At 56.0% G+C, this 26,450-nt stretch carries 16 protein-coding genes; 7 read left to right on the plus strand and 9 right to left on the minus strand.

The features are described from left to right. Positions 1 to 461: 461 nt before the first annotated feature. The 5 genes from BDD14_RS17725 to BDD14_RS17745 form a co-directional block, all read right to left on the minus strand. A complete protein-coding gene (locus tag BDD14_RS17725) occupies positions 462 to 1,544 on the minus strand; it encodes a sigma-54 interaction domain-containing protein (protein ID WP_242618033.1) in 1,083 nt (360 codons plus the stop codon). Positions 1,545 to 1,572: 28 nt separating this feature from the next. After that, on the minus strand, positions 1,573 to 1,965 hold the full coding sequence (locus tag BDD14_RS17730; protein WP_130419964.1) for a response regulator transcription factor: 393 nt from the start codon (positions 1,963 to 1,965) through the stop codon (positions 1,573 to 1,575). A 309-nt stretch (positions 1,966 to 2,274) separates the two neighbouring features. Then, positions 2,275 to 2,910, minus strand: coding sequence for a response regulator transcription factor (locus tag BDD14_RS17735; protein ID WP_130419965.1), 636 nt, complete (start codon positions 2,908 to 2,910; stop codon positions 2,275 to 2,277). Beyond that, positions 2,907 to 6,311, minus strand: a complete 3,405-nt coding sequence (locus tag BDD14_RS17740; RefSeq protein ID WP_130419966.1) for a PAS domain S-box protein — start codon at positions 6,309 to 6,311, stop codon at positions 2,907 to 2,909. Before BDD14_RS17740 ends, BDD14_RS17735 begins: the two co-directional genes overlap by 4 nt. 324 nt (positions 6,312 to 6,635) lie before the next feature. Then, positions 6,636 to 7,196, minus strand: a complete 561-nt coding sequence (locus BDD14_RS17745; RefSeq protein ID WP_130419967.1) for a hypothetical protein — start codon at positions 7,194 to 7,196, stop codon at positions 6,636 to 6,638. Positions 7,197 to 8,626: 1,430 nt separating this feature from the next. On the opposite strand from BDD14_RS17745, the gene BDD14_RS33760 reads away from it, so the two are divergent. Beyond that, the gene (locus tag BDD14_RS33760; protein ID WP_278045490.1) at positions 8,627 to 8,761 is read left to right on the plus strand and encodes a hypothetical protein; all 135 of its coding nucleotides are present in this window, start codon (positions 8,627 to 8,629) and stop codon (positions 8,759 to 8,761) included. A gap of 247 nt (positions 8,762 to 9,008) precedes the next feature. Here the strand turns inward: BDD14_RS33760 and BDD14_RS17755 are convergent, their stop codons facing one another. Together BDD14_RS17755 and BDD14_RS17760 are read right to left on the minus strand one after the other, a co-directional pair. Continuing rightward, positions 9,009 to 9,428 (minus strand): hypothetical protein, encoded by a 420-nt coding sequence (locus BDD14_RS17755; protein ID WP_130419969.1) that lies wholly within the window; start codon positions 9,426 to 9,428, stop codon positions 9,009 to 9,011. A 549-nt stretch (positions 9,429 to 9,977) separates the two neighbouring features. Then, entirely contained in the window at positions 9,978 to 11,408 is a 1,431-nt protein-coding gene (locus tag BDD14_RS17760; protein WP_130419970.1) for a sulfatase family protein, read from the minus strand. Positions 11,409 to 11,721: 313 nt separating this feature from the next. Here BDD14_RS17760 and BDD14_RS17765 point away from each other — a divergent pair, with 313 nt between their 5' ends. The 3 genes from BDD14_RS17765 to BDD14_RS17775 all read left to right on the plus strand — a co-directional run bounded on the left by BDD14_RS17765 (position 11,722) and on the right by BDD14_RS17775 (position 21,395). Beyond that, complete coding sequence (locus BDD14_RS17765; protein ID WP_242618034.1) at positions 11,722 to 15,390, plus strand: TonB-dependent receptor; 3,669 nt, start codon at positions 11,722 to 11,724, stop codon at positions 15,388 to 15,390. 11 nt (positions 15,391 to 15,401) lie between these two features. Then, entirely contained in the window at positions 15,402 to 17,066 is a 1,665-nt protein-coding gene (locus BDD14_RS17770) for an arylsulfatase (RefSeq protein WP_130419972.1), read from the plus strand. A gap of 837 nt (positions 17,067 to 17,903) precedes the next feature. Beyond that, a complete protein-coding gene (locus BDD14_RS17775) occupies positions 17,904 to 21,395 on the plus strand; it encodes a TonB-dependent receptor (RefSeq protein WP_130419973.1) in 3,492 nt (1,163 codons plus the stop codon). Between the two features lie 533 nt (positions 21,396 to 21,928). On the opposite strand, the gene hemQ is transcribed toward BDD14_RS17775, so the two are convergent. Together hemQ and BDD14_RS17785 are read right to left on the minus strand one after the other, a co-directional pair. Continuing rightward, positions 21,929 to 22,765: a hydrogen peroxide-dependent heme synthase gene (hemQ, locus tag BDD14_RS17780; RefSeq protein WP_242618035.1), complete on the minus strand. Its 837-nt coding sequence runs from the start codon at positions 22,763 to 22,765 to the stop codon at positions 21,929 to 21,931. Positions 22,766 to 22,890: 125 nt separating this feature from the next. Continuing rightward, on the minus strand, positions 22,891 to 23,220 hold the full coding sequence (locus BDD14_RS17785; RefSeq protein WP_130419974.1) for a hypothetical protein: 330 nt from the start codon (positions 23,218 to 23,220) through the stop codon (positions 22,891 to 22,893). Between the two features lie 327 nt (positions 23,221 to 23,547). Here BDD14_RS17785 and BDD14_RS31900 point away from each other — a divergent pair, with 327 nt between their 5' ends. The 3 genes from BDD14_RS31900 (at position 23,548) to BDD14_RS17795 (ending at position 26,419) form a co-directional block, all read left to right on the plus strand. Next, on the plus strand, positions 23,548 to 23,733 hold the full coding sequence (locus BDD14_RS31900; RefSeq protein ID WP_165420126.1) for a hypothetical protein: 186 nt from the start codon (positions 23,548 to 23,550) through the stop codon (positions 23,731 to 23,733). Between the two features lie 164 nt (positions 23,734 to 23,897). Beyond that, positions 23,898 to 25,346, plus strand: coding sequence for a catalase (locus BDD14_RS17790; protein ID WP_130419975.1), 1,449 nt, complete (start codon positions 23,898 to 23,900; stop codon positions 25,344 to 25,346). Positions 25,347 to 25,528: 182 nt separating this feature from the next. Beyond that, positions 25,529 to 26,419, plus strand: a complete 891-nt coding sequence (locus BDD14_RS17795) for a LysR family transcriptional regulator (protein WP_130419976.1) — start codon at positions 25,529 to 25,531, stop codon at positions 26,417 to 26,419. The last annotated feature ends 31 nt before the right edge of the window (positions 26,420 to 26,450 follow it).

Raw genomic sequence — 26,450 nt, forward strand, 5'->3', positions numbered from 1 at the left:
ATTCCGCGTCAGTCGTAAGCAACGGGAAACCCGCTCAGAGAATACCGTAGCAACTCTTAGGGTCGCGGTGGACCGCACCCGGCCCGTATATCCCTACCCACTGACGGCGGGAAGAAAGGCAAAAATACGAATGCACATGATGAGCCTACTGCTCCGACAACACCGGGCGACTGGCTTGCTTGCGCACTGGTATCCAATCCAAGTGGGCGGACGGGTCATGCGGGTTTGCGTTGCACAAAGGCCTTAACATCCTGCCGCCGGATCAGTGTCCTCTAAATTTCTGGCGGTAGGCCGAAAGCAGTTTTTCGCGATGACAGGTCTCGTCTGTACGCAGTCGAAGACCGAAGCAGACGCGGAAGCCATCGCGCAATCCCTCGACAAAATCTGCGTATCGCTCCTCTTCTTCTTCGAGCGAAATTGCGAATACCAAAATCTCTCATTCAGAGAGGCTGGCCAAATGCTCACGGCCCTGCCGGTGGTCCAGGTTGCCCAGGAACTATGAAAGCGTCAGCTGAATCAGCACGCCGAGTCGGACGTCGGATACCAAGCTTCTTCATCCTGTCAATCAGTGTCGTCCGCTTCAGTCCCAGTTGTGTGGCTGCCCCATTCGGGCCTCCGATCACCCAACCGGTCGCGTCCAGCGTTTGAAGAATGAGAGCACGTTCGGATTCTCTGAGCGTTTTGGGGAGCTCAGGCTTGGAGCCGCTGAGCGTGGTTGATGCGGTGGGGCTGGTAGCCGTGGGCAGCCCCGGGGATGGCAACGGGTTTGGAAGAACTTCATCGTTCGCCAGAATCACTGCGCGCTCAATTAGGTTTTGAAGCTCACGGATGTTGCCAGGCCACGCGTAGGACGTAAGTGCGGCCATTGTTTCTGGTGGAATGTGGTTGATTTGCTTACGCATACGGCGGCTGAATATGTCCACAAAGTGTGTCACTAATACCGGAATGTCTTCGTAGCGCGCCCGAAGCGGTGGTAGAAGGATGGGGAAAACATTCAAGCGATAATACAGGTCACTGCGGAACTCGTTGCGCGCTACCATTTCCAACAGGTTGCGATTTGTTGCTGCCACGAGCCTCACGTCCACATGATGGGTATGCCCGCTACCCAGGCGCTCGAACTCCTGTTCCTGCAAGACCCGTAGCAATTTAGGCTGGAGCTGTGGCGGGATGTCACCCACTTCGTCCAGGAACAGCGTGCCGGTATCAGCCATTTCGAAACGGCCAATCTTCTGAGCGATAGCTCCGGTGAACGCGCCTCTTTCGTGACCAAACAGCTCGCTCTCCAGAAGGTCCAGGGGGATTGCCGCGCAGTTCAGCTTAATGAAGGGTCGGCCGCATCGTTCGCTGAGGTTGTAAATTGCGCGCGCAATCAGCTCCTTGCCTGTACCTGTTTCTCCTTCTATCAGGACGGTAGAGTTGGTGGATGCAACTCGTTCAACTTGCTCCAGCACCTGTTCCAGAACACGGCTGTTCCCGACGATTTGCTCAAATCTTCGTTCGCCTCGATCGAATTCACGGGAATTGAATACTGCCGAAGCTGCCACTGGAACCTCCGGGCGTCTTTCGATTGGCTTACATCTCCAGAGCTGCCCAAACGCTTTCGAGGAGGGCATCATCGCTGAAGGGTTTCGACAGGAACTCTACTGCGCCGGAACGGAGAGCCTGCATTCGTATCTTTGCGTCCCCATGCGCTGTGATGAAGATGGTCGGAATCCGGCAACGTTCCGCGTTTAGTGTTGCCTGTAAATCCAGGCCCGACATGCCCGGCATGCGAATGTCCGTAATTAGGCATGCAGTCTGATGCTGCTGCCCCGACTTGAGGAAGTCCTCCGCGGATGCGAACGCGCTTGCGGGCAAGCCGACGGCTTTCATTAGCCCTTGCAAAGCACTCCGAACGGACTCGTCATCATCGACAATTGCAACGAGTTTCGCGTTGGTCTGGGTCGCGTTGGTCTGGGTCGCCATATCAGCAGATTAGTCCCTGCGGCGACTGGCGCGCAATTATCCTTTGGTATGAGTTGTCTAATACCTGAATGCACGCCGCTTCCGGACCTTTGTCCGACACTTCGGTCCAAATCCTGATATCCGAAGCGGCGCGAGATTCATGCACCGAATGTTATTGTCAGCGCCTGTGGACTCCTCGATCGAGCATGTATGCCACAATAACGCTGACTTCAAGAGCGATAGCCAAGAAATGTGGCATATTCCATGACAATGCAAAGATTTGCCAGTTTGCGGGCATCGATGACGTCGAGATCGCTTGCCAGTGTGATTCTACGTCAGATTCTTTGCTGTTGGCAGCTTTAGTCTCTCCGCCATTCTGACTAAGTCGGCGAGAGAGTCGGCTTGCATCTTACGCATAACGTGGCCGCGATGGATCTTCACAGTGATTTCGCTTGTGCCAATTTCGGATGCGATCTGCTTGTTGAGCATGCCGGAGATGACCAACTGCATAACTTCACGTTCTCGGTCCGTCAAGCCCTCATAACGTTTTCGTAAATCGGCCATTTCACGCTGTTGTTGTCGCATCGCGCGATCACGTTCCAGCGCCTGATGAATCGCGTCCAGCAGGTCCTGGTCGCGGAATGGTTTGGTCAGAAACTCTATGGCACCGGACTTCATCGCCCTCACAGACATCGGGATGTCGCCGTGCCCGGTAATGAAAATGATTGGGATCTCGATGCCCGCTTCGACTAGTTTGCGTTGGAAATCCAGGCCGTTCAGGCCGGGAAGGCGCACGTCCAGAACCAGGCAACCGGGGCTGACGGCCGCGCCAGTCGCGAGGAATTCCTGTGCGCTCGGAAATGACTCTGACCGCAATCCCACCGATTTAAGCAGGCCTTCGATTGAAGCACGAATGGACTCGTCGTCGTCGATGATGAAGACAGCTGAAGAGTCGCCGGTGGTCATGGCCGGGCCTCGGTTTCTGTTGGCAGTGTGAAGTAAAAGATGGTGCCGCGACCGGAGTTCGACGTTGCCCACAGTCGTCCAGCGTGGGATTCGATAATTGTGCGGCTAATGGCCAGACCCATTCCGGTCCCCTGGGACTTCGTGGTAAAGAACGCATCAAAAATCTTATCGGACTCTGGTGGCAGTCCGGCCCCAGTGTCGATCACAGAAACCAGAAGCTGATCGGCTTTGTCGCGCTGCAACCTGAGGGTGAGCTCCCGGCTGCCCTCGACTCGCTTCATTGCCTCAATGCTGTTGATCATTAGGTTCATGAGGACTTGTTGCAGCTGGACACGATCTCCGATGACTCTCGGACACTCCTCCGCGAGTTCGGTTCGAACAGAGACGCTGTGTTCCGCGGCTTCGTTTCTCAGCAGCACGATGATGTCGTTGATCACTTCATTGAGATCAACGGCTTCCAGTTCCTGAGCGCTTTTCTTAAACAGCAAACGGGTGCGGCTGATGATCTCCGCTGCCCGGGTTGCATCTTTGACAATCCTCCTGGCCGCCTCGCGCGCCTCCTCGATGTTGGGGTGATCGCCCGCAAGCCATCGTACGCAGGTATTGGCGTTAGTCATGGCGGCAGCGATCGGCTGATTGACTTCGTGTGCAAGCGACGCAGTCAGCTCTCCCATCGTGGTCACTCTGTTTATATGCGCGAGCTCAGCTTCTAATTGGCGCATCCTGTCGCGCTCTTGTTCGACGCGTTTCTGTTCCGTCACATCAACATGCGTACCGACGACTTCTACATGGTCTCCGCTGGCAGTAAAGACCGGATGGCCTAACACATGGATGTGTTTAATTTTTCCATCCGGCATTACGATCCTGAACTCGTGGGCATAGTCTTCTCTCTCGCGTACGGCCTCTTCGCGATGTTGGCGCACCCAGTCGCGGTCCTCTGGATGTATCCGTTGACCCACCATTTCGGCGTCCGGAGCGCCCTGCTGCGGATCAAACTCCCAAATCCGAAAATTTTCCTCTGACCAGTAAGCCGCCGTATTCGTCCTGGCCTTGAAAGCCCAGCTGCCCGTGTGGGTCAGCCTCTGCGCTTCGGCGAGATAAGCTTCACTCCGCCGCAGGGCTTCTTCCACCCGCTTGTGCTCCGTAACATCCATCGCGGTGCCGACAAATTCAAGAATCTCTCCTTTCCGATCGAGTACCGGATTGCCGATGGCCTGGATGTATTTCACAGTACCGTCGGGCAGCAGTACTCTGAACTCGTGGGTGTAACTGGCCTTCTCTCGGGCTGCCTTCGCGATGCGCTCAAGCAAAGCCTCGCGGTCCTCTGGATGGGTGCGTTGGACGAATGTTTCGCCGCTGGGAATACGCTCCTGCAGATCGTATCCATAAATTCGTAGCATCTCCTCGGAGCAGTAATTCATCTCGCGAGTAAAGGGGGCCCAGCCAAAACTGCCTGTGTGGCTCAGCCTCTGCGCCTGTGCCAGATAATACTCACTTCGCCTTAACGCTTCCTCGGCCCGCTTACGATCCTCGATGTCCGTCAGGGTTCCATACCATCTCACGATTTTGCGGCCCTCATCGCGCAGCGGCACGCTGCGAACCAGAAACCAGCGATATTCTCCGTCAGCTCCGCGACGAAACCGCGTCACGTCTTCAAGCGGTTGACCGTTAGCGACGGACGCGCGCCACTTGTCGAGATGTATTTCAACGTCTGCCGGGTGAATCACAGATTGCCAGCCTGAGCCGGCGGTCTCCTCGGCCGACAACCCGGTGTATTCTCGCCAACGCCGGTTCGCAGAAGCGTTGGAACCATCAGGCAAAGTGATAAACACCAGCGCGGGAATCGTTTCGATCGCGTCGCGAAGTTCCTTTTCACTCCTGCGGGCAGCCTCTTTGGCGCGCTTCTGCTCCGTAATGTCCTCGCATACGACCAGCAGCACCCGCCGCTTCTTCAGAAACACTGCATTGGCTGTCTCCCGGACCCAAATCATCGTGCCGTCTTTACGTATCTTTCTAGCTTCCCACCTCGTCGTCCGGCCGGCTTGGTCGAAGCAGGAATTCGCATGATTCTGTACCGCCTGTCGATCGGGTTCGTAAAAGGAATTCAATACAGGTTGTCCAATCAATTCCTCCCGTTTGTAGCCCAGCTGTTCCGCGCCGAAGATATTCACGTCTACGATTGTTCCTGCCGAATCCACGACGAAATACATCGTGGGATTGCTCTCAAAAGCCGCCCTCCATTGCTCCTCGATTTCTTCGCGAGCTTGTTCGGCGCGCTTCCGCTCGGTGATGTCGTTGTTGGTTTCGAGGACAGCAATGGGCGTGCCGTTGTCGTTTCGCTGCAATGACCACCGGCTCGCCACTATAGCGTGGCTTCCGTCCTTCCTGGTGTGCACAAGTTCGCCTTCCCAGCGTCCCTCCTGCAGCAGCTCTGCCTGGATCTTTTCAAGCGGCGCCGGAAAAACTGTCTGCATCAGCTCGTGGGTGACCCTGCCAATGGCTTCTTGTCCCGTCCAGCCGTAAAACTCCTCAGCGCCGCGATTCCAGTAGGTGATAACGTCATCCCTATCGCGGACGAAGATGGTGTCATGGGTGAGGTTGAGCAGGTTTGCCTGCTCGCGCAAAGCGGCTTCGTCCCGTTTGCGCCGGGTTATGTCAACCATGACCCCACGCAGCCGTGCCACGCGTCCATTCTCAGCCACCACCGCAATCAGATCGCGCATCCATGCCACTCGCCCATCGGCGGCAATCATGCGGTACTCAAAATCGCGGGCAGTTCTCTGAAGGGTCGCGTCTTGGCAGAATTGCACTGCCCGATCGCGGTCTTCGGGGTGAAGGTGGTCCTTCCAGAATGTGGGTTCCTTTAGCCATCTTTCCATCGGATAACCAAGCACGCGTTCCGCCTGCTCGCTGACGAATGTGAAAGCGAAGGTCTGGGCATCGGCTTCCCAAACAATACCCTCGATCGAATTAACCAGATCGGCGAACTGTTGCTGTACAGCCAGCGCTTCGGTATGGAGCTGGTTGGCTTTTACTGCCTCTTTACGTGCTCGGTCGGAGAGATGGCTGCTGGTGATTCCTATGACGAGGAACGCAATCAACGCAAAAATGTCACGCCAGTCACTGATCTTTAAGCTGCCTACCGGGGGGACCAACAAGGTGAACCCGAGTGCGGCAAGAAGCGAGAAAAATATCGCGTAACGAAGACCCCACTGCGCCGAAACAATCAAAAGGGCAAACAGAAAGGCGAGAACGGCGATTAACGGCCGTTCGGACACGGGTATCATTGAGAGCGCGGCGACTATAGCCAGCACCGCCACAACGCAGAGGACAAGTCGGATAATCGGCTTGTTCATGAGTACCGGCAACGTGTTGGAGAGCCAACTGCCGGACGATCTCATAGATGCCTCGAGGTCCGCATATGTTCGGCCGCGTCATTGCAGCCGTAGTTTCAAGCTAACCGCAGGAAAATGATAGCGCAATATGAGATCGTCCCTTGCCGACCACCGAAATTAGCTTGTGGCATTGACTTAGGCATTGACCCCCTCCCTCACAAGGTTCTGGCCGAGGAGACATCAGAAGAGTGTTCAAAACAGATCGCAGTCAGCTGTTATGTGACAGGCCAGAAACAAGCCCTATTTCGCAATCTGATGAGTACAACTCTTCCGGGCTTCTCGGCCGGTCAGACGAAATCTCGCTTGTCTGCGCGGAAGATGGCTTCGAAGTCAGGCGCAATGATTCGCGAACCTTGTTTGCCAGGCCCCAAGGGCCTCAACGGGTGGATCGTAGGGATTGTAGGTGTTTGCCAGACGTTCGATTGCCAGCGCACGCGCAATCATGACATCCCGTCGCGAGCATCGCAAGAGAGTAGAGCAAGTGTCATCGGATTGCTTTTCGAGGACCGACATCACATAGACAAAACGCTCGAACGCATTGAGTCTGAGAATCGAGCCAAAGAGGTTAGCCTCTCCAGAGACAGCTGATCGTTTGAGAGGAACGAACGGAAATTCATCCGTACGCTCCGGCGCAGGCATGATCATCCAGATCGCATGCTGGACAATCGTGCGTCGAGCCCGTGCTTGCGCCCACGCCATGAAAGCGCCAATTTCCTCTGCGCATTCTCCCATTCCGCTGAAAAAACACTGTCCGGCTTTATCAAGGTCAGCGGTTAGCAGGAACGACAACAGGTACAGACTGTTCATCTCGTCGGTCAGGATATTCCAGACGTCGGTACCGGTTGCGTGGGTTGTGGTTCTCTCGTCACAGATGGGCATAGGCTCCTGCATATTAATCTCCTTCTTTCAGCTTGCGCGGTGCAACGGAATGCTGCCAGTTACGGGGTATATCGCACGATTGGGATTGGGTTGGACCGGCTGAAGTACATAAATACGTCGTTCGTCGTGTCCTGGATGCGAGTATTTGGCCTGTGAAGTTTACGGGTTGCCCGCGCTGCAAGCTTAGTTAGTAGAAAACGATTTGAAACGTGGGTCATTGCGCTGAAAATCAGATCAGAACGCATTGTGTCCTCCATTGAAGGGCCGTTTCAGCTCTTCAATCGTGGTGAATGCATTTGCATTGCCAAGAATCTGGGCAAATGAACATCTGCGATGTACCTGAATTCACGAGTGTTGTTCTGTGGAGGTTTTCAGTGTGTTTGAAAAGCGTCAAAGTCTCCGTCGAAATACCGACAGAGGCCTGATTTTCGACATCGCTCTTCTTGTCGGCGGGGCAATGAATCGCCCAGTCAAAAGAAAGCGTTCTTGTGGCTGCTGCAGGGCGGAGAGCTTCGGCTCCGAATCAAAATGAGCACAGCGGTAACAAAACCAATGGGATCGAGCCTGTCGCGACTGGGTCACGCGACCATTCGAGCACTTCGTTTAGCAAAAGGGCGGCGAATTGTTCGGTTCCCAAGGTTTGTTTTCTTGAAGAAAGCTGGGCAGCACCCCATCTCCAAACGACCGCCCTCCTGCATCTTCGGCTTCTAAAAGGACATCCGTGTAAAGCAGTCTGCTACGTCGCCACATGCCGAGCGCCTGCTGAGTGAGATGGTTCCCAAACCAGTCGTGCCGCACCACCAAGGAAGGAGATGCATAAGGATGCTGACCTGATAAACGAAGCGGAGCGGCCACCTGAAAGAGCAGCTTTCCCGGGCGGAGGTGGCGCCGATGCACAATCCGGATACCTAGACCATCCGCCAAGCGAAGAGGTTAAAGGAGCCGGTGTCCTGTAGCGGAATCAGCAGGGCAGTGACGTGAACGACCACATCGTGAACGCTCGTTCGAAGGCCGAACTGCGCAAACAACCAGACTGACCCGCTGGCCAGCAGGTTGCCTTTTCAGCCTCGGTATGACGCAAGAGCAAGCAGAAATGCGTGAATAAAGGACGTACATGGCAAGATATCGAGCAGCGGTGGGAAATAGATGAGCAGAAGCGGGCAGACGATAGCAGGGAAGTGATGTGCGAGATAGAAGTTGAGTAGGTTGATCAGCGCAAGCCTGTGCGCCATCACGGCGAAAACTGCGGGCCATGGTGAAGGCGCAGGCGAGAAGGATCAGGTGATATCCGCATATGCAGTACGCGCTTGCAGGGCATATCCGCAGAGCAATTCCGTCCTCTGGCGCCTGTCGGATATGTAGCCGCGCTACGAGCACGAAACCTTCTGCAGAGGAGACGAAGTCGAACGGCTCGTTAATAAGGTTGCTGAGGATGTCGGCCGATGCACGAGGTCATCCAGGCCAAGAAGACGCCGCACAACGCGTCGATTTCGGGCCAGCGCCGAACCCGCCCGAATCCCAGGACCGAGTTCAACCGCGCCTCTTTCGATCAACAGATGGCGGCTACTTCATATTGAGGCTTCCCATATTCTGCTGGGCCGAGGATTTCGAGTACGCCTAGGCTAGGCGGGCGCATCCGAAATGTCTCTCAAGCATGAACAGACCGCGCGACGTGTGATGATGTGGAAATCACTTGGCGGTTCCACATCATCACACCTCCATCAGCATTGGTGTCGTCCGCTGGTTACGATGTAAGGCGGCTTTCCGTATGCGGTATAACTACAAGCCGCGTTGGAGGCTTAAGGGAGAGCGTTGTTGCTATCGTTAGTTGGTGGATAGTAAATGTTTCACAGCGTTAGCGTTCGCGGCTGCTTTCGTTTCGGCTTTAGTAGGATCAACCTTCATTCCATATTCCTGGCCTTCGATCCAAATCCGGTTTAGGTACTCGGTGTCTCCATATTTGTGGAAGGTGACATCAGAGTGGGGGTGAGGTTGTGCAGAAAGCGTGGGTATGATGTCGACGAACACCGCATGCACGCCATCGCTACTCTGGATCTGCAATATGCTTCCATCCTCTTCGGACGGGATGATTCTGTAGGAGCCCGCCGGCATCCTGGCGTTGCCAGCGTAAAACGGAAATGAGGTTGTAAAATCCTCGCTGGTAGCGATCTGTGCGGCGAGAGGCATCACGGACAACAGGGATAGCAACCCCATGCTTACAATTAGTTTGCTTACGTTTTTCATACGATCTCCTCGACGTCATTTGCATTGCTTACCGCATGCGTCTTCTCTCTAGGAGCATCTGTAATGCCACTCTTGATGCTTTTCTTAGTCAGCTATACGATTTGACCTAACTAGTTTTCTCTCATATCTTTCACGCGTTGGACTCGCTTCCGAGGACTCAAGTGCGCAGTGCGATTGCATTCGTGCGTGTCGGCAAAGCGACGAGCGGCGACCGTATTTCGACTGATAGCTGGCAGACGTCGTCCCGCTGTGGCAAAAATACACAGCCGGTTTGCGGGGTGCCAAGAACCACGCGTAGCCCAATTTCATGGCTGGACATCATGATCCTGAATTTCAACGCGCCTTCGATACTGAACCCGCATCACTCCTAGTCATTCAATGATCGAAGTCCAAACCAGAAGAAGAGTGCAATTCGGTCATCAGGTGATTTCTGCAGTTGCGACCGGCGGCCCCATTCTCATCAAACCTGCAGCGACCACACCGCTTTGCTGCCTTCGGCTGGTTGAGCTGCAAAAATAGGCTCCCGCTGCGCAATGTCCATGTAAAGCGTCACGGTAGTTGTTGGCGAAACGCGAAATACTCCTGCACTGTTTCGAAAGGTTTGTAGCGATCGAGACCGTTGCCGATGGGTGTCATCCAATCAGCCTGCCAGCGGTCACCAATGCTCGCCATCCGTGTCGTGAGAGTGTGATCCAGAGATTGCCGGAGGCTCTGATGCTCTTGCTCTGCAACCATGTTACGTAGCTGGTAGGGGTCGTTGATCAGGTCGTAGAGAAGCCACGGTGCATCCTGCGTGCGAGCATACAGATGAGTCCGGGTGCGAATGCCTCGCCAGCCGCCTCCTTCTTCGTTCCCGGCGGGACCGAAGATCTGCAGCAGCGCGGCTGCAGAGTCTGACGGATGCCGTTTGCCAAGCAATTCGCTGGCAAGGTTTTGTCCCTGCATCGCTGCAGGCACAGGAAGCCCGCAGAGCGAGAGCAGAGTTGGCGCAAAGTCCACGTGCGTGAACACGGTGTCGTTCTGTTGTCCGGAGCGCAGACGCGCCGGGTAGCGCAGGATGCCGGGAATGCGGATGGACTCCTCCCATGGCTTCTGCTTGAGCGTCTTTCCGTGTGAGCCGAGCATGTTCCCGTGGTCCGAAGTGAAGAGGACGATGGTGTCCTTCTCCAGATTCCGTTCGTGAAGCTTCGCCAGGATGCGTCCTACCTGATCGTCTACGGCGGTGATACATGCGTAATAACCTGCGATATCTTCGCGCGTACCTCCCTTGACAGAGGTCCAGTTGGAACGCATCGTGAGCTTCGCAGGATCGTACATGTCCATGTAGCGCTTTGGCGCGATGTAGGGATCGTGAGGTGCGCCTGTCGATACGACGAGGAAGAAGGGATCGGTGCCGGCGGCGTCCAGAAAGCGAAGTGCCTCGTCCGTCCATACCTCAGGCTCAAACTTGTCCGAGAGGATTGCGTCTGGTGTGTCGTGGAAGTACGGGTTGCCGTAGGGCTTGTGGCTGCACTCGTTAGCGGCCCAGAACTCAAAGCCATGGCGACGCGGACCTGGTGGAACAAAGCCGGGATCACGCGGACCTCCGTCGAGGTGCCACTTCCCGATGTATGCCGTGCGATAACCAGCCTTGGCGAAGGACTCCGCGACGCTCGGCACATTTTGCCGAAGGCGAAGATCGTTGGCGACCATGCCATTCGTACTGGCGTAGGTACCGGAGAGGATGACGGCTCGCGCAGGACAGCAGACCGGCGAGTTGGCGATAACGTTCTGCAACAATGCGCCTTCGGCCGCGAGTTGGTCGAGGTGCGGCGTGTGGACCTCCTCGTTGCCGAAGCAGCCGACGGACTGAGCACGCCATTGGTCAGGAAGAAGGACGAGGACGTTGGGGCGACGGACAACGGTTGCGTTTGTCTTACGAGCCGCTGTCATGCCGAGTCCGGCAGTGATACCCGTGCTCAGGAAAGTTCTGCGGTTCATATCGTGAATCTCCAGCGCTATTATGCTTTGGTTGACCCAAGTGTGCCAGCGTTTCGTCTTGACACAGGGTTTGGATTGCACCTAGACTCGCTTTTATGACGCAGAACTTCATGGACTCTACCTGTCGCACGTGTTGTCACGTGCCTTGTTGTTGCTCCAGTTCCTGTCTGCTCTAGTCGAGTCTTCTGACTTCGCCAAAAATAAAAGTACAACCAGAGCAGTTTTTCGAAGAGACGAGTCTTGCGTTCTTGCTCGTGAATTGATTGGAAGCTGCGATTTTCCAGCTACTAACTGGATGTTGAAGGAGCATTTCATGCGTTTCCTGGTGCAGGCAGCACGTCGGCTCGCAATTTCTGTTTCGGCATTTCTCATGCTGCTGATCGTCCCCTGCGTTCTGCGGGCGCAGGTCGATACGGGGTCGATTGTAGGGCAGGTCACGGACCTCACAGGAGCCACTGTTCCTGGAGCGACAGTCACGATTGCTGAAGAGAATACCGGCATCCGTAACATGGTGCAGGCAGGGAACGACGGCAGCTTCACGTTCAGTCCCGTCAAGCTGGGCGTATATACGGTGACCGCGGAGAAGCCCGGCTTCAAGAAGAGCGTCCAGAGCCATGTTACGGTGTCCATCCAGTCACGATTGGAGCTTGGGTTCAAACTGGAAGTCGGATCGGTTGCGGAGAGCGTTCAGGTGGAGTCCACGGTTGCGCTTCTCGAGACGCAGACCTCGTCTGTGCAGCAGCTGGTGGACGCTCGAGCGATCAACGCCCTTCCACTCAACGGCCGCAACCCGGCTTTTCTTGCGCAGCTTTCGCCAGGCGTGACCTTTGCTCAGAACGATGGTCGCAATCTGCAGGCGAGTGGATCGTTTACGGCAAATGGAGCGAAGCGCACGCAGAACAATTATCTGCTCGACGGTATGGACAATAATGCCGCGATCGGCGACCTGGTCAACCAGGCGCAGTATGTGGTGATGCCTCCGCCGGATGCTCTGCGCGAGTTTACTGTTCAGACGAGTAACTATTCTGCAGAATTTGGTCATTCCGCAGGCGCTGTGCTGAATGTATCGACGAAGTCCGGCTCCAATCGCTTCCACGGCAACCTGTGGGAGTATGTGCGCAACGACCTCTTCGACGCGAAGGACTACTTCGTCCTTGCAAATCAGCAAAAGCCGAAGTTCCGACTGAATCAGTTCGGTGGGACGCTGGGCGGCCCCGTCATCATCCCTCACCTTTATAACGGGCACGACAAGACGTTCTTCTTTGTTGACTATCAGGGCTCGCGCATTGTGCAGGGGAAGACATATACAAGGACCGTGCCCACAGCGGCGGAGGCGGCGAGCAACTTCACCAACCTGCAGGACCTGATCACCTTGCAGACGGGAAGCCGGACCGATGCGCTGGGGCGATCGTTCCCAACGGGCACCGTGTTTGACCCCGCGACGACACGTGCCATTCCGGCGAGCGGCATTGACCCGGTGACAGGACTGGCGGGTACGGCTGGCGGATACGTGCGTGATCCCTTCTACAACGGATCGGTTGCGGGAAAGAGCGTCTACACCGATGCAGCGTCCATCGCACAGATGAATCAGATTCCAGCAAGCCGCATGTATCCAGGCGCAGTGAATCTGTTGAAGCTCTATCCTGCGCCGACAAGCGGGGGACTGATTAACAACTACACAAGCAGCCCCAACAATGTAACCAACATCAACAGCTTCGATGCGCGAATCGATCAGCAGATTGGCCAGAAGGATTCTGTCTTCTTCCGGTACAGCTTTATGTACAACGACCAGGTGACGCCTGGTCCGTTTCCGGGTATAGCGGATGGCGGAGCGTCGCGTCCGGGCAACGGATATACGGAGTCGCAGAACGGCGCACTCGGCTGGACGCATATCCTGACGTCGCACCTTGTGAACGAAGCACGCGTGGGTTACAGCCGCGTCTTCGATAAGCGGCTGCAGCCACAGGCAAACACGCTCGGTATCCCCGAGCAGTATGGGATTCCTGGAATTCCGCAGATTGCGCAGAACGGCGGTCTTCCTCTCTTCGAGTTTGGTGGAGCGAACGGCCTCAGCAATCTGGGAGCTGCGGGCACTCTGCCAAGCGACAAGGCAAGCAACGTCCTGCAGGTGACGGAAAATGTTTCCTTCGATCGCAGCCATCATCAGATCCGCACCGGCTTTGAGTTTCAGAACGTGGCGTTTCCCATGGCGACGCCAACAGCCTCGCGCGGCGACTTTGTCCATAGCGGCATTTATACTTCGGTCGTCAACAATACGGACGGGTCAACCGACCGCGCCCAGTTCCTTCTGAATCCGATCGCATCGACAGTGCCCGGGGGCGTCAATTATCTGGGAGGCGCCAATACGCTGACGGCGACCAATTTTCCGCCGGCGTTTTATCCGATCCGAAACTATTATGCTGCGTATGGACAAGACAGCTGGCGCGTTACTCCAACGCTTACGCTGAACCTCGGTCTGCGTTACGAGTTTCTGGGCATTCCTGCGGAACGAGACGGGCGTGTCGGCAACTTTGTCGCGGCAGCTACGGGCGATACTCCGGACGGTCTCTCTCGCTACTACTTTCCGCAGCGGCGTCTGTCGGAGCTTGGGACGACATTTACTTCTTTTCTTGCGGCGAACAACATTCTGTTGACGCCGACGGCAGACAGCGCGATCGGTCTTGCGCAGAAGACAAATTTCGCCCCGCGCATTGGATTTGCTTTTCAACCAGCACAGAAGGTGTCTGTTCGGGGCGGTTATGGCCTGTTCTACCAGGCGAATGAAAATCACGGTCTGTCAATTTCACCGTACATCAACTTTCCGTTTCAGGTTACGACCAGTTTTACAGGCGGCAGCGCCGTGGCAGGCATTGTGAATCCAGCGACGGGTCAGGCCGACGGCTCGATTGGACCGATCTCCCAGGGGTTCGACAATATCTCTCTGTCGCCGTCCTCGGTGGTGCCAGGGTCGCTGGCCTTCAATGGTGAGCCGCGCTTTCCGAAGACCGGTTACACCCAGGCCTATAGTCTGCAGGTGCAGTATCAGGTCGCTCCCAATACGATCGTCTTCGCAGGCTACATCGGTGGAAATTCGCGACACATCCAGACCAGTCTGCCCACGAATACGACCAACCTGATTCGGCCTGCGACGACAACGCTGAGGACGATCTCCTTTTTCCCGAACTTCGCCACGGGAGGCACTTATCTCAGCCGCAACGGCGCGAGCAACTACAACTCGCTGCAGTTTGGCGCGGAGCGGAGGTTCTCGAACGGTCTGGCGTTCACGGCCAACATGACGTACTCCAAGTGCATGAGCAATGTGCGCGACCTTCTGGACAACGGTGTTGGCAACGTGCGTGCGCCATACGTTCAAGGTATGGGGCTTGGCGCAGACAACACGCTTTGCGACATCGATGTGCGCCGCATCGTGCACACGAGCGGAACGTATGAGCTTCCATTTGGCAAGGGCCGCAGGTTTCTTACGAGCGGTGCTGCAGCCTGGGTAGCTGGAGGATGGTCAACCAACTGGATACTCACCGTGCAGGACGGACAGCCATTCTCCGTGGCTTGCACGACAACGACGGCTGCGGGGCTGGGGTGCTTCGCGCTGAAGGTGCCGGGACAGGACCTCTATGCGGGACCGCATAATGTGACACAGTTTCTGAATCCTGCCGCGTTCGCCAACCCGCCTGCGGCGACGGCGAACTCTGCCACCATCGCAAATCTGGGAGGGCCTGGAGGCCAGGTGAGCGGGCCTCCGTTTCGACGTCTCGACTTCTCAGTATTCCGGCGCTTCAACGCGTTTCGTGAGAGCTACTTTGAGTTTCGAGGGGAAGTGTTCAACGTAACGAACACGGCGAACTTCGCTCAGCCGGGTTCGCTGAACTTCACGACGCCGTCGACCTTTGCGCGTATCTCCGCGACCCGCGACAACCCAAACGATCCGCGCCAGATTCAGCTCAGCGGTAAGTACTATTTCTAATCGGAGTGATAATGGACCGAAGAAGCTTCCTGCAAAAAGCCGGGACCGCTGGCGTCGGATGTGCGCTGAATACTGTACCCGGCATGGCGAAGACGACACCGCACAAGCCGAACTTCGTCCTTGTGCTTGCCGACGACATGGGCTTCTCTGATGCCGGTTGTTTCGGCGGAGAGATCGAGACGCCTACGATCGATGCCTTGGCGAAGGGCGGAACGAAGTTCACCCAGATGTATTCGACGGCTCGTTGCGGGCCTTCACGGAACTGCCTACTCACCGGGCGCTACGCGCAGCAGACCGCGGCGGATGTGATGACGAAGGGAAATATTCCGGAGTACACGCATTTTCTACCGGAGTACCTGAAGCGCCAAGGATACCGTTCCTATCACTCCGGCAAATGGCACATGCGGCTTGTGCCGCGGGCCGATGGCGTGGGCTTCGATCGAACCTACACCATGATGGATGAGAGCCGATATTTCACCCAGGAGAGCCATCTGCTGGATGACGTAGAACTGCCACGGCCGAAGGAGGGGTATTACTCCACAACGGCGATTGCGGACTATGCGGTAGATTTTCTGCGCGATCATCAAAAGAGCCACAAAGACGACCCATTTTTTCTTTTCCTCGCATTTCATGCGCCGCACTTCCCGGTGCAGGCGCCTCAGGCTGACATCGATCATTATCGAGGCCGCTTCGATGAAGGATGGGACGTTCTACGCGAGCGACGTTACAAACGGCTCCGTGAGATGGGGCTGATCAACTGCGACCTTGCACCGATGGAGCCAGATGTCTATCCGCCGTGGAACTTCACGGAGGAGGAGCTTCGACGACGCATCGGGCCCGGCGAGGTAACGCGTTCTGTGCCGTGGAACACTCTGACTGAAGAGCAGAAGAAGTTTCAGAGCGTAAAGATGTCGATCCATGCCGCCATGATCACACGCATGGATGCGGAGATCGCCAAGGTGACGAAGCAGCTGAAGGGCATGGGCGTGTTTGAGGACACAATCATTGTCTTCCTCTCTGACAATGGCGCCAGCGGCGAAGAGATCATTCGCGGAGACGGGAATGATCGGGAGGCGGCACCGGGTTCGGCGAAGTCGTTCCTTAGCATCGGGCCAGCCTGGGCAACGGCGGCGGATACGCCCTTCCGGTTGCATAAGTCGTGGGTGTACGAGGGCGGCATCGCGTCGCCGATGGTCGTGAGCTGGCCTAATGGCGTGAAGAATGGCGGCACATTGCGGACCGATCCATGCCATTTCATCGATGTGCTACCAACATTTGTCGACTTGGCCGGCGGTGATTTGAAGTCTCTGCAGCCTGTGGGACCGCCGCTACCAGGTGTGAGTCTCATCGGTTCGATCCGGGGTGGACAGAAGACCCAGCGCGACTTTCTCTATTTCAACCATAGCAACAACCGCGCTTTGCGGAAGGGCGACTGGAAGATCGTGGCAAAGGGCCTGGATGGACCGTGGGAGCTTTATGACATGAGGATTGACCGCTGCGAGCAGAAGGATCTGGCTCGGTCGAAACCAGAGCTGGTGCAGACTATGGCAGCACAGTGGAGATCGTTGGATGATCTCTATGTACAGCAACGGGAGACATCTGCGTCGAGCAAGGCAAAAAGGATGCCGGAGTCGAAGTCGGCCGGTCTTGAGCTGCGCCATCCTTTTTGCGGCTGAATCTATTCAGCTCATCACTCATTAAAAAGAAGATGCTTGTCTGAAATTTGTTTAGTGCGACACACTTCCTTCGCGTGTCGTCCATCGGACTCGTAATTAATCCACGAGGTGAAACTAAGCTGGTTTTCGGTCTTCACCTTGCGAAACAGTGCCTGGGGATCTCCCACTGTCTTCCGTTTTATCCTTAGGCCGCTCCTCTCGCGGGCTCAAAAAAAGCCGACTCCTGCGGCTTCAAATCTGCAGATGCGCCGCAACTTTCTTGGAGTCCTCAGTGTTATTGCAGTTAATACGCCAGTTACTTCAAGAGCACACGCGTGCGTGCGTCAGCCTCGTAGATTGCGATGTCCTAAATTGCTGCAATCATGTCATGGCATTCGCACACCGCAAGTTCTAGCGTGGATATTTGACCAAATCACCACGGTAGGCGTTCATGACCATATCAACTCAGGCTCCTCAAGCAGTACTCATCTCGGGCATCAGAGTTCCCAGCAGTAAACCTGCCAACGAAATCACGGATTTCATCCACGATACAGAATCGACTCTGTTGTTCAATCGCTCCAGCCGCGTCTACTACTTTTTCGAGCGGCGTCGTAAATCTCCGCGCAATCAAAATGCGTGCTTGAGGTGGTTGTTGCCGACATCAATGCTACTGACAGTACAAGCAGCTGCCACGAGTGTCGAGAAGTGATCGACAACGTCGATATTTCGACGCATGAGTCCGTTCCAGTTCTGTCCTTTCGGTCAACTTTGGGGCAAATTGGGTTTGGCAAGCAAGTTGCTAAATGTGAGAACGGCATTGGAAACCTCCCCACTTCACCCAGCAAAGGAAGTCGCAACATGGAACAGGCACATACTTCTCAAGCAGTACTCATCTCGGGCATCAGAGTTCCCGACAGTACGCTTGCTAACGAAGTCATGGAGTTCATCTCCACTCTCCCCCAAAGATTTTTGCTCGCTTTGGGCCTGCTGTTTGCGGCCCTTTTGCTCCCCGGAGTCCTGCAAGCTCAAAATGCCGTGACGGGTGCACTGACGGGTGTGGTTCAGGACTCGTCTGGCGCAATTGTTCCTGGAGCCAACGTCAAGATCGTCGATACCGCGACGAACGCAACCATCAATGTCACAACCAATGATGCGGGGCGTTACAGCGCTCCACTGCTCAAGCCGTCCAGGTATGAGGTCAGTGTTACGGCAAACGGTTTATCCTCCTCGCCGACGATCGTCACCGTCCTGGTTGGCCAGGTGCCAAATCTGGACCTCACTGTGAGCCCTACCGCCGACACCACCGTAAACGTAAGCTCTCAACAAGCGCAGTTGACGGATACGCAGTCTCCCGCTTCGATTACGACCCTCACCGAAGCTCAGATCCAGAATCTTCCGGCTCCCGGTGGAGACATTACGACCGTCGCCTATAGCGTCCCAGGTGTCGTTCTCAACTCCGGCGGCGCCTACGGCAACTTCAGCTCTGACGGTCTGCCGGGCACCTCGAATCTCTTCGTTCTGAACGGATATGACGACGAAGATCCCTTCCTGAACCTGAACAACTCAGGATCGAGTAACCTGACCCTGGGTCAGGGCGAAGTCTCCGAAGCCGCTGTCGTGCAGAACGGGTACAGTGTGCAGTATGGTCGCGCTGCAGGCGTGATCATCAACTGGACCACCAAGTCGGGCAGCAACCAGTTCCATGGAGCGGCCGACTACTGGTACAACGGCACCATCCTCAACGCGAATGACTGGTTCCGCAATCAGGCGGGCGTCGGACGCTCCAAGGCAGTCTCCAACCAGTGGGCACTGAACGGCGGCGGCCCGATTATCAAGGACAAACTCTTCGTCTTCGCCGATTACGAAGGCCTCCACTATGTCCTGCCGTCCTCCGGCTACGTCGCCTTTCCCACGCAGGCCTTTGAGCAGGCGCTTTTGGCCCGGGTTCCGGCTGCCAACGTGCCCTTCTATCAGCAGGCCTTCGGTCTCTACAATGCCTCGCCAAACTACGCTCAGGCGACCCCGGTCACGAACGGCACCGGTCTCCTGCAGGACAGCACCGGCACCATGGGCTGCGGATCGGCCGCCGCACTCGGTATTTCGGATAGCAGTGGCGGCACCTTCGGAACGACCTCACCCTGCACCGCCGCGGCTCTGGGAACGGCTTCCAACCAGAACCAGGAATGGCTCTTCACCACCCGCGTCGACTGGGCCATCAGCGACAAGAACAGGCTCTTCGGACGCTACAAGATGGACCGCGGCTCCCAGCCGACCTATACCAATTTTGTCAGCCCCTACTTCAACACCGTCAGCAAACAGCCTGGCTATGAGGGTCAGTTGAACGACACCTATCTCATCAGCCCTAATATCACCAATCAATTCATCTTCGCGGCCAACTGGTACACCGCTTACTTCGGTCCCGCGAACACGAACGCAACTCTGGCAGCCTTCCCAACCTATCTGAGTTCGATGCTCGATGGCGGCTCCAATGGATCGGCGTCCTACGGCGGTAACCTGGTCCTGGGCCTGCCCAACAACTATATCGATGGCCGCAACGTTACCCAGTACCAGTTTGTCGACGATCTCTCGGTGCTCAAGGGCAACCATACCCTTCGCTTTGGATACAACTTCCGTCGCGCCGATATCTCCGACTACGACTCGCAGCAGAATTTTGCCGGAACGTACTCCTTGTACATGAGCGATTTCGCGAACGGAGCCCTGAACCCGACGGATGGTTCGGAGTTCACCCAGTCGCTCACGAACCAGAAGACTGCCCATCTCGCCCTCTACAATCTGGGAGTCTATGCGCAGGACGAATGGCAGGTCAGACCGAGGCTGAAGTTGACCGCTGGAATCCGTTTCGACCGCACCGGTAATCCGCTCTGCACCAACAACTGCTTCTCGCTCTACAATGGCACGTTCCCGCAGGCGGGCGTCACCACGTTGACTCCGTACAACATGCTGGTGAATGCCTATCAGCCGCACCCCTTCACCAGCGTTCAGAAGATCAATCCGCAGGGGCGCTTCGGCTTTAACTACGATGTCACCGGCGACGGCCACACCGTTGTCCGCGGCGGCTTCGGGATGTTCACCGATCTCTATCCGGCCGGCTTCCTCGACGGCTTTATCGATAACCTTCCGAACGTCTACAACGCGACGATTGTCTCCGGGAATGTCGGCTCGGCCCAGGTTCCTGGAACGGCAATGGCCAACTCCCTCGCCTCGTTCAATGGCGTCGAGGCCGGCATCAATAATGGAGCCAGCTCCAGCTCATTGACGAATACCATCCCCTCGTACGCACCGCCGACCTTCACCGTCGGTCCGCATGAGTTCAAGAATCCGACCTATCTCGAATTCAACCTGCAGGTACAGCACCAGTTTTCGAAGTCCGATGCCATCATTCTGGCCTACGCCGGGAACACGGGCTACAACGAGATCATTACCAATGGTGCCGTCAATGCGTACTCCTCGACTGGATTCGGTGGCCTCCCTACGGCACAACCTGATCCGAACTTTGCGGGTGTCAACAGCTTCACCAATGCCGCACATTCGAACTACCACGGCGGCTCGGTTACCTACAAGCACATCGACGAGAAGGGCCTGACGATCGACGCAACCTACACCTACAGCAAGGCGATGGACGATGCCTCGAACGGCGGCATCACCAACGAGCCTTACAACTATAACTCCTACTACGCTCACTCGAACTTCCAGATTGATCCATATAACGTGGGGCACCTGAACTACTCGGTGTCGGACTATGATATCCGCAACAGCTTCATGCTGGACTTCGTCTACGACATGCCGTTCCACTTCCAGAAGGCCATCAAGAACCAGGTGCTGGGCGGCTGGATCATCTCCGGTAAGAGCTTTTACCGCAGCGGACAACCCTTCACGGTGTACAACGGCGCGGCGGCGCCCGCAAACACCGGCGGCACGGACCTGGGCGGCGTGCTGGTTGACTTCGTCAACCCGCACATGAACCGCCACTGCGGTGCAGGTGCTGTGATGACGCCTTGCTTCACGACCTCCGATTTTGTCGCCTATAACGCCCAGACGGACTTCGGCAATGCGGCGCGTAACCAGTTCAACGGACCGCACTATGCAGACACCGATCTGGCGCTGATGAAGAAGCTGTACCACCGTGAAGCACTAAATCTCCAGGTCGGTGCGAATGCCTTCAACGTCTTCAACCATCCCAACTTTGCCTTGCCGGCAGCGAACATCGCAAGTAACGGTCTTGGAACGATCAGCTCGATCGCAGCTCCGCCAACCAGCCCGTACGGCTCCTTCCAGGGAGCTGGCGTCGGTGGCCGTGTTGTTCAGGTCTTCGGTAAAGTCAACTTCTGATCTCTTCCATCAGAAGCATTCGTAGGGGCGGCTTCGGCCGTCCCGTTTTCTTCTCTTTCCTGCTCAAGACACTACGCGAACGTGGTCATCCCTCGGTAGCCACGGCCTTCGAACTAGCAGCTAATGCTATGAATGCCGGAGGAGCCGTTGCAACGCTCAGACCCGGAATTTTGCAGTCGAAGAGTCATCGCTAAACTTCGCCCGCTGACGGCGTTTGATACAGAATCACTGGTCACTTGTGTTTGCTGGTTGACCTCATCTTCCACCGGACATTGCCGCTGTGCGTTGACGATTAAAAGTGAAAGTTTCTCGTCAGTCGACTTCTCGAGTACCCATTTATCCACCTCAACAACATTGGATAAGCTCACCCATTTGCGGCACCGCCTGCGGTGAGGCAGAACCCACACATCTGCTGCGCAAGCCGAGCCGGGAGGTGGCCGTTTGCTTCCTGTAACAGGAAAGCGATAGCGACTCCGGCGGTTACAACATGAGGGGTTTGAGCCTTGACGGTCAAACCCCTGCAGTCGCGTCGTCTATGTAAGTTTGCCGTTGAGCCACGATGTAAGGTTGTCAGCCTGCAGCCGGACTCCTATGAAGAACTGCCCGAAGAGAGCGTAGATGGCACTCACTTCGTCAAACCGCATCTCGTAGATTAATTTTTTGAAGACAATAGGGTCCTCAGCGAACAGGTCGACGCCCCATTCCCAATCGTCAAAGCCGATCGATCCAGTGATGATCTGGCGCACCGAATCCGCATAGCGGCGGCCGATCATTCCATGCTGGTGCATCATGCGCTGACGGTCGGTCATCGCCTCGGTATACCAGTTCCGTGCTTCGCCGCGTCTCCTGTCCATCGGATAGAAGCATAGGTATTTCGCAGGCGGAATCGAGGGGAAGAGCCGCTGCGCCATTGCGTTTGATTGGCGTGCCGCAACCTCCTGCACTCCCGCATTCCATTCGGCGGAGCCCTGGGTAAATCCCTTCTCCGCGAGGGCGGCGTAGGTCTTTGCCGAGGACTCATAGAGACCAAGTTCGACGACGGAGAGGTAAGAGTGCTGCGGTTGCAGAAAGCCATTCAGGCGGGTTTGAGCGAGTTCGAGTTCGAGTCGGTTGAGCTCGGCGAACGAGTCTCTGAAATGAATGAAGAGAAGATCTCCTTTGTGTCCCAATAGCGAGTAGATCGCGGACTGATTTCTCGCCGGCTCGCCGTATCCCTTCTCCCACGTTTGAAAAAGTTCGACAGCCTCGGCTTCTATCTCGCGTTGATCCTGCACAGAGAGTTTCTTCCAGGACTCCCAGTCAAACCGAAACATTTGATGAAGAACGCTGGACCCTTCAAGGGTCATCGGGACGCTTGGCAACTCAGACACGGTATTTTTCTCCAATCGATAGAGCCATCATCAAACGATGGCGAACTTCACTTTTTACGAAACGGCTCCGGCGGGTGATCCGACGATGCAGAACATGACAACAGTCAGTGCTGCAAGATGATATTTTAAGCGACATCCTCTACCTTTCCAATGTCGAGGCGAACGATACGGCCAGAGTCGTTCAGCTCAAAGTTGAAATACGCGCGGAAGGTTCCCGATTCGTCTGAACGAAAGTCTCCTTCGATGTAAAAACCGTTGTTAGCGACTCGGTCGATACAGATGAATCTCTCGCGGCCGAATGACTCCTGGGTGAAACGCTTGAGGTCACGTGGACTTCCATCGTCATAGAGTACTGCCTTCGGCGTAAAGAGGCGATTCCACGCATCCCTGTCGACATTCTGGAGGGCTTCAACAGCAGCCTTGACGGTGGGGATTATGAGCAGATTCGTAAGCAATGTGGGCTCCCTGTTGATTGATATGCGTACTCCGCTCAATCTTCAGGATAGTTGAGCGGGGCCTCGGATGGCATGACGAGAATCCAGCATTTTGGGACATGGGGGCTGGCCATTGCGTGCGTCCAAGAAGCGCGCGGCAGCAGGTTCGCCCTTCCTGCTACAGCCACCTGTCGCCGAGAATGCAGTGCAAAGGCATGTCAATCGTGCGCTTTCGCAGCTACTCGGAAAGTGCAATATCAAATATAGCCCAGCCCATCTACCTCGACGCTTACTGAGGCGATACTCTCAAATTGTTTCCGGCGAGCAACTGGCACAGCCGACGTGAGAGTGGAAAAGATCGATGAGAGCAAGATTCGCGGCAGCACTTCTTCTTTCTGGAAGCAAAACACGATTTACCTTACCGTCGAAGACATCTCTGGTGTTGGCCAGCATGTTGGTCGAAACGACGATACATCCGACCTAACAGGAGCGGTTGTCGTGAACGTGTCCGAAAACGACGGATATGCGTCATAGAGGTTTCAAACGCAGAGCCTTAAGGTGCTGTTATGGGCAACGTAACCCAGCCGCAAGAGGCAGAGAACGCCGCGCGCATCACGATTCGCTCTCTATGGGCAAACCGTCCGGGGACTCCTGCTACGGCCTAATAGCAACAACTACCTACGAAATAGAGGAGAATCATGAAGAAATTGACAACAGCGTTCGGCGCTCCCGTTGATGACAACCAGAATATTAAGACCGCTGGCAAACGCGGGCCCGCCTTACTCGAGAACGTATGGTTTATCGAGAAGATGGCACACTTCGACCGCGAGGTGATTCCAGAGCGGCGTATGCATGCCAAGGGCGCAGGCGCTTTCGGAACCTTCACCGTGACGCACGACATCACCAAGTACACCAAGGCGAAGATCTTCTCCGAGGTCGGAAAAGCGACTCCCATGTTCGCCCGCTTCTCCACCGTTGCCGGTGAGCGTGGTGCGGCCGACGCCGAGCGCGACATCCGCGGCTTCGCGCTGAAGTTCTATACCGAGGAAGGGAACTGGGACCTCGTTGGAAACAACACGCCCGTCTTCTTCATTCGTGATCCTCTCAAGTTCCCCGATCTCAACCACGCCATCAAGCGGGATCCGCGAACCGGCATGCGCAGCGCAGACAGCAACTGGGACTTCTGGACGAACCTTCCCGAGGCCCTGCACCAGATCACCGTTGTGATGAGCGATCGTGGAATCCCGCGCACCTTCCGCCATATGCACGGCTTTGGCAGCCACACGTACAGCTTCATCAATTCGGAGAACAAGCGTTTCTGGGTGAAGTTCACCTTCAAGACCCAGCAGGGAATCCAGAACCTCACGGATCAGGAAGCGGAATCCCTTATGGGTAAGGATCGTGAGACTCACCAGCGCGACCTCTACGAGGCCATCGAGAAGAGCGACTTCCCCCGCTGGAAGCTGTATGTGCAAATCATGAGCGAGGAGGATGCGAACACCTACCACATCCACCCGTTCGATCTCACGAAGGTCTGGCCTCACGCGGACTATCCTCTGATCGAAGTCGGCGTTCTGGAGCTGAACAGGAATCCCGAGAACTTCTTTGCGGATGTCGAGCAGGCCGCCTTTGCCCCGACGAACATCATCCCGGGAATCGGCTACTCGCCGGATCGGATGCTTCAGGGACGTCTGTTCTCGTACGGCGACGCACAGCGCTACCGCCTCGGCGTCAATCACTATCTGATTCCGGTGAACGCGCCCAAGTGCCCGTTCCATTCTTACCATCGTGACGGTGCGATGCGCGTCGACGGAAACTATGGCGGCACGACCAGCTACGAGCCGAACCGTCATGGCGAGTGGCAGGAGCAACCCGATTACTCGGAGCCGCCATTGGCCATCAACGGAGATGCTCAGAAGTTCGATTTCCGTGAGGACGATCACGACTACTACTCGCAGCCGGGCAATCTCTTCCGTATGTTCAGCGCAGAGGAAAAGCAGCGTCTGTTTGAGAACACGGCTCGGGCCCTCGGTCCGGCCTCCAAGGAAGTCCGGGATCGCCATGTTGCGAACTGCGCAAAGGCGGACCCGGCTTACGGCGAAGGTGTTGCAAACGCTCTCGAAGCTTTCCTGGCGGAGCGCAAGTAACCCGGCGTCAACCTCATAGCCTTGTAATCTGCCTAACCTGGCTCCGTAACAAGTAATCTGTTACGGAGCCGCTTTTTATCTAATCTATAGCGCAGCCGCAACTGTAAGCCTCCTCGCAGGAGCCTCCTAGCTTCCAATCGTACCTACACCGATTTGCAAACATGGCTATCATAGAGATAGCAATGGAACTTCAACAGCTTAGGTACTTTTGTTCGGTCGTTCGATATGGCAGTTTCACAAAAGCTGCGGAGCAGGAAGGGATCGCCCAGCCGACGCTATCTCTGCAGATTCGCAGATTGGAAAAATCAGTTGGATCGACCCTCTTTGTGCGGCTCGCCAGGTCAGTACGCTTGACGCACGCCGGTGAGATCTTCTACTCACACGCAAAGGAAATACTAAGCCGATCCAAGCTCGCTGAGTTGCAGGTCCGGCAACTGGAGGATGGCATCGGTGGACCCCTTCGCATCGGCGCGATCCCGACGGTCCTTCCGTACCTGCTCGCACCACACCTGCCCGAATTCTCGACCCTGTACCCGGAGGTCGACATGATTCTGACGGAAGACGTCACGACGAACCTCGTCGATAAGCTTCGTGCAGGCGATCTCGATGTCATCATCGTGAGCCTGCCTCTACGTCAACCTGATCTTGTCTGTAGCGAATTATTGCGTGAGCCCCTTGTCCTAGTGGCTCCAAAGGAACACACACTTTGTCAGGCACAGCCCGCCAAACTGGATCTTTCCGGTGAGCGGCTTCTCCTTTTGAAGGAAGGTCATTGCTTTAGGGACGACATGCTTATTGCCTGCAGGCGGGGCAGCGCGGAGATGGCACCCGCCTTCGAGTCCGATCACTTTGGATCCATCTTTCCCCTGGTTGCCTCAGGGTCCGGAATAACAATCGCGCCACGAATGGCGGCGCTCCAGGCCGATGGCTGTGCTGTGATGCCCCTGCCTAAGGAGCAGTCGAGGCGCATTGGTTACGCGCGTCTCAAGAGCGGCGCCAGGTTCAAGACCTTGACTGCTTTTACAAAGTGGTTGCGAACCATAGCGGAATCGATCGCAAAGCCGGATGCATAGAAGCCCGCAAAGCCGCGTCAATCCTGCGGCT

This window comes from Edaphobacter modestus (assembly GCF_004217555.1).
Lineage (GTDB): Bacteria > Acidobacteriota > Terriglobia > Terriglobales > Acidobacteriaceae > Edaphobacter > Edaphobacter modestus.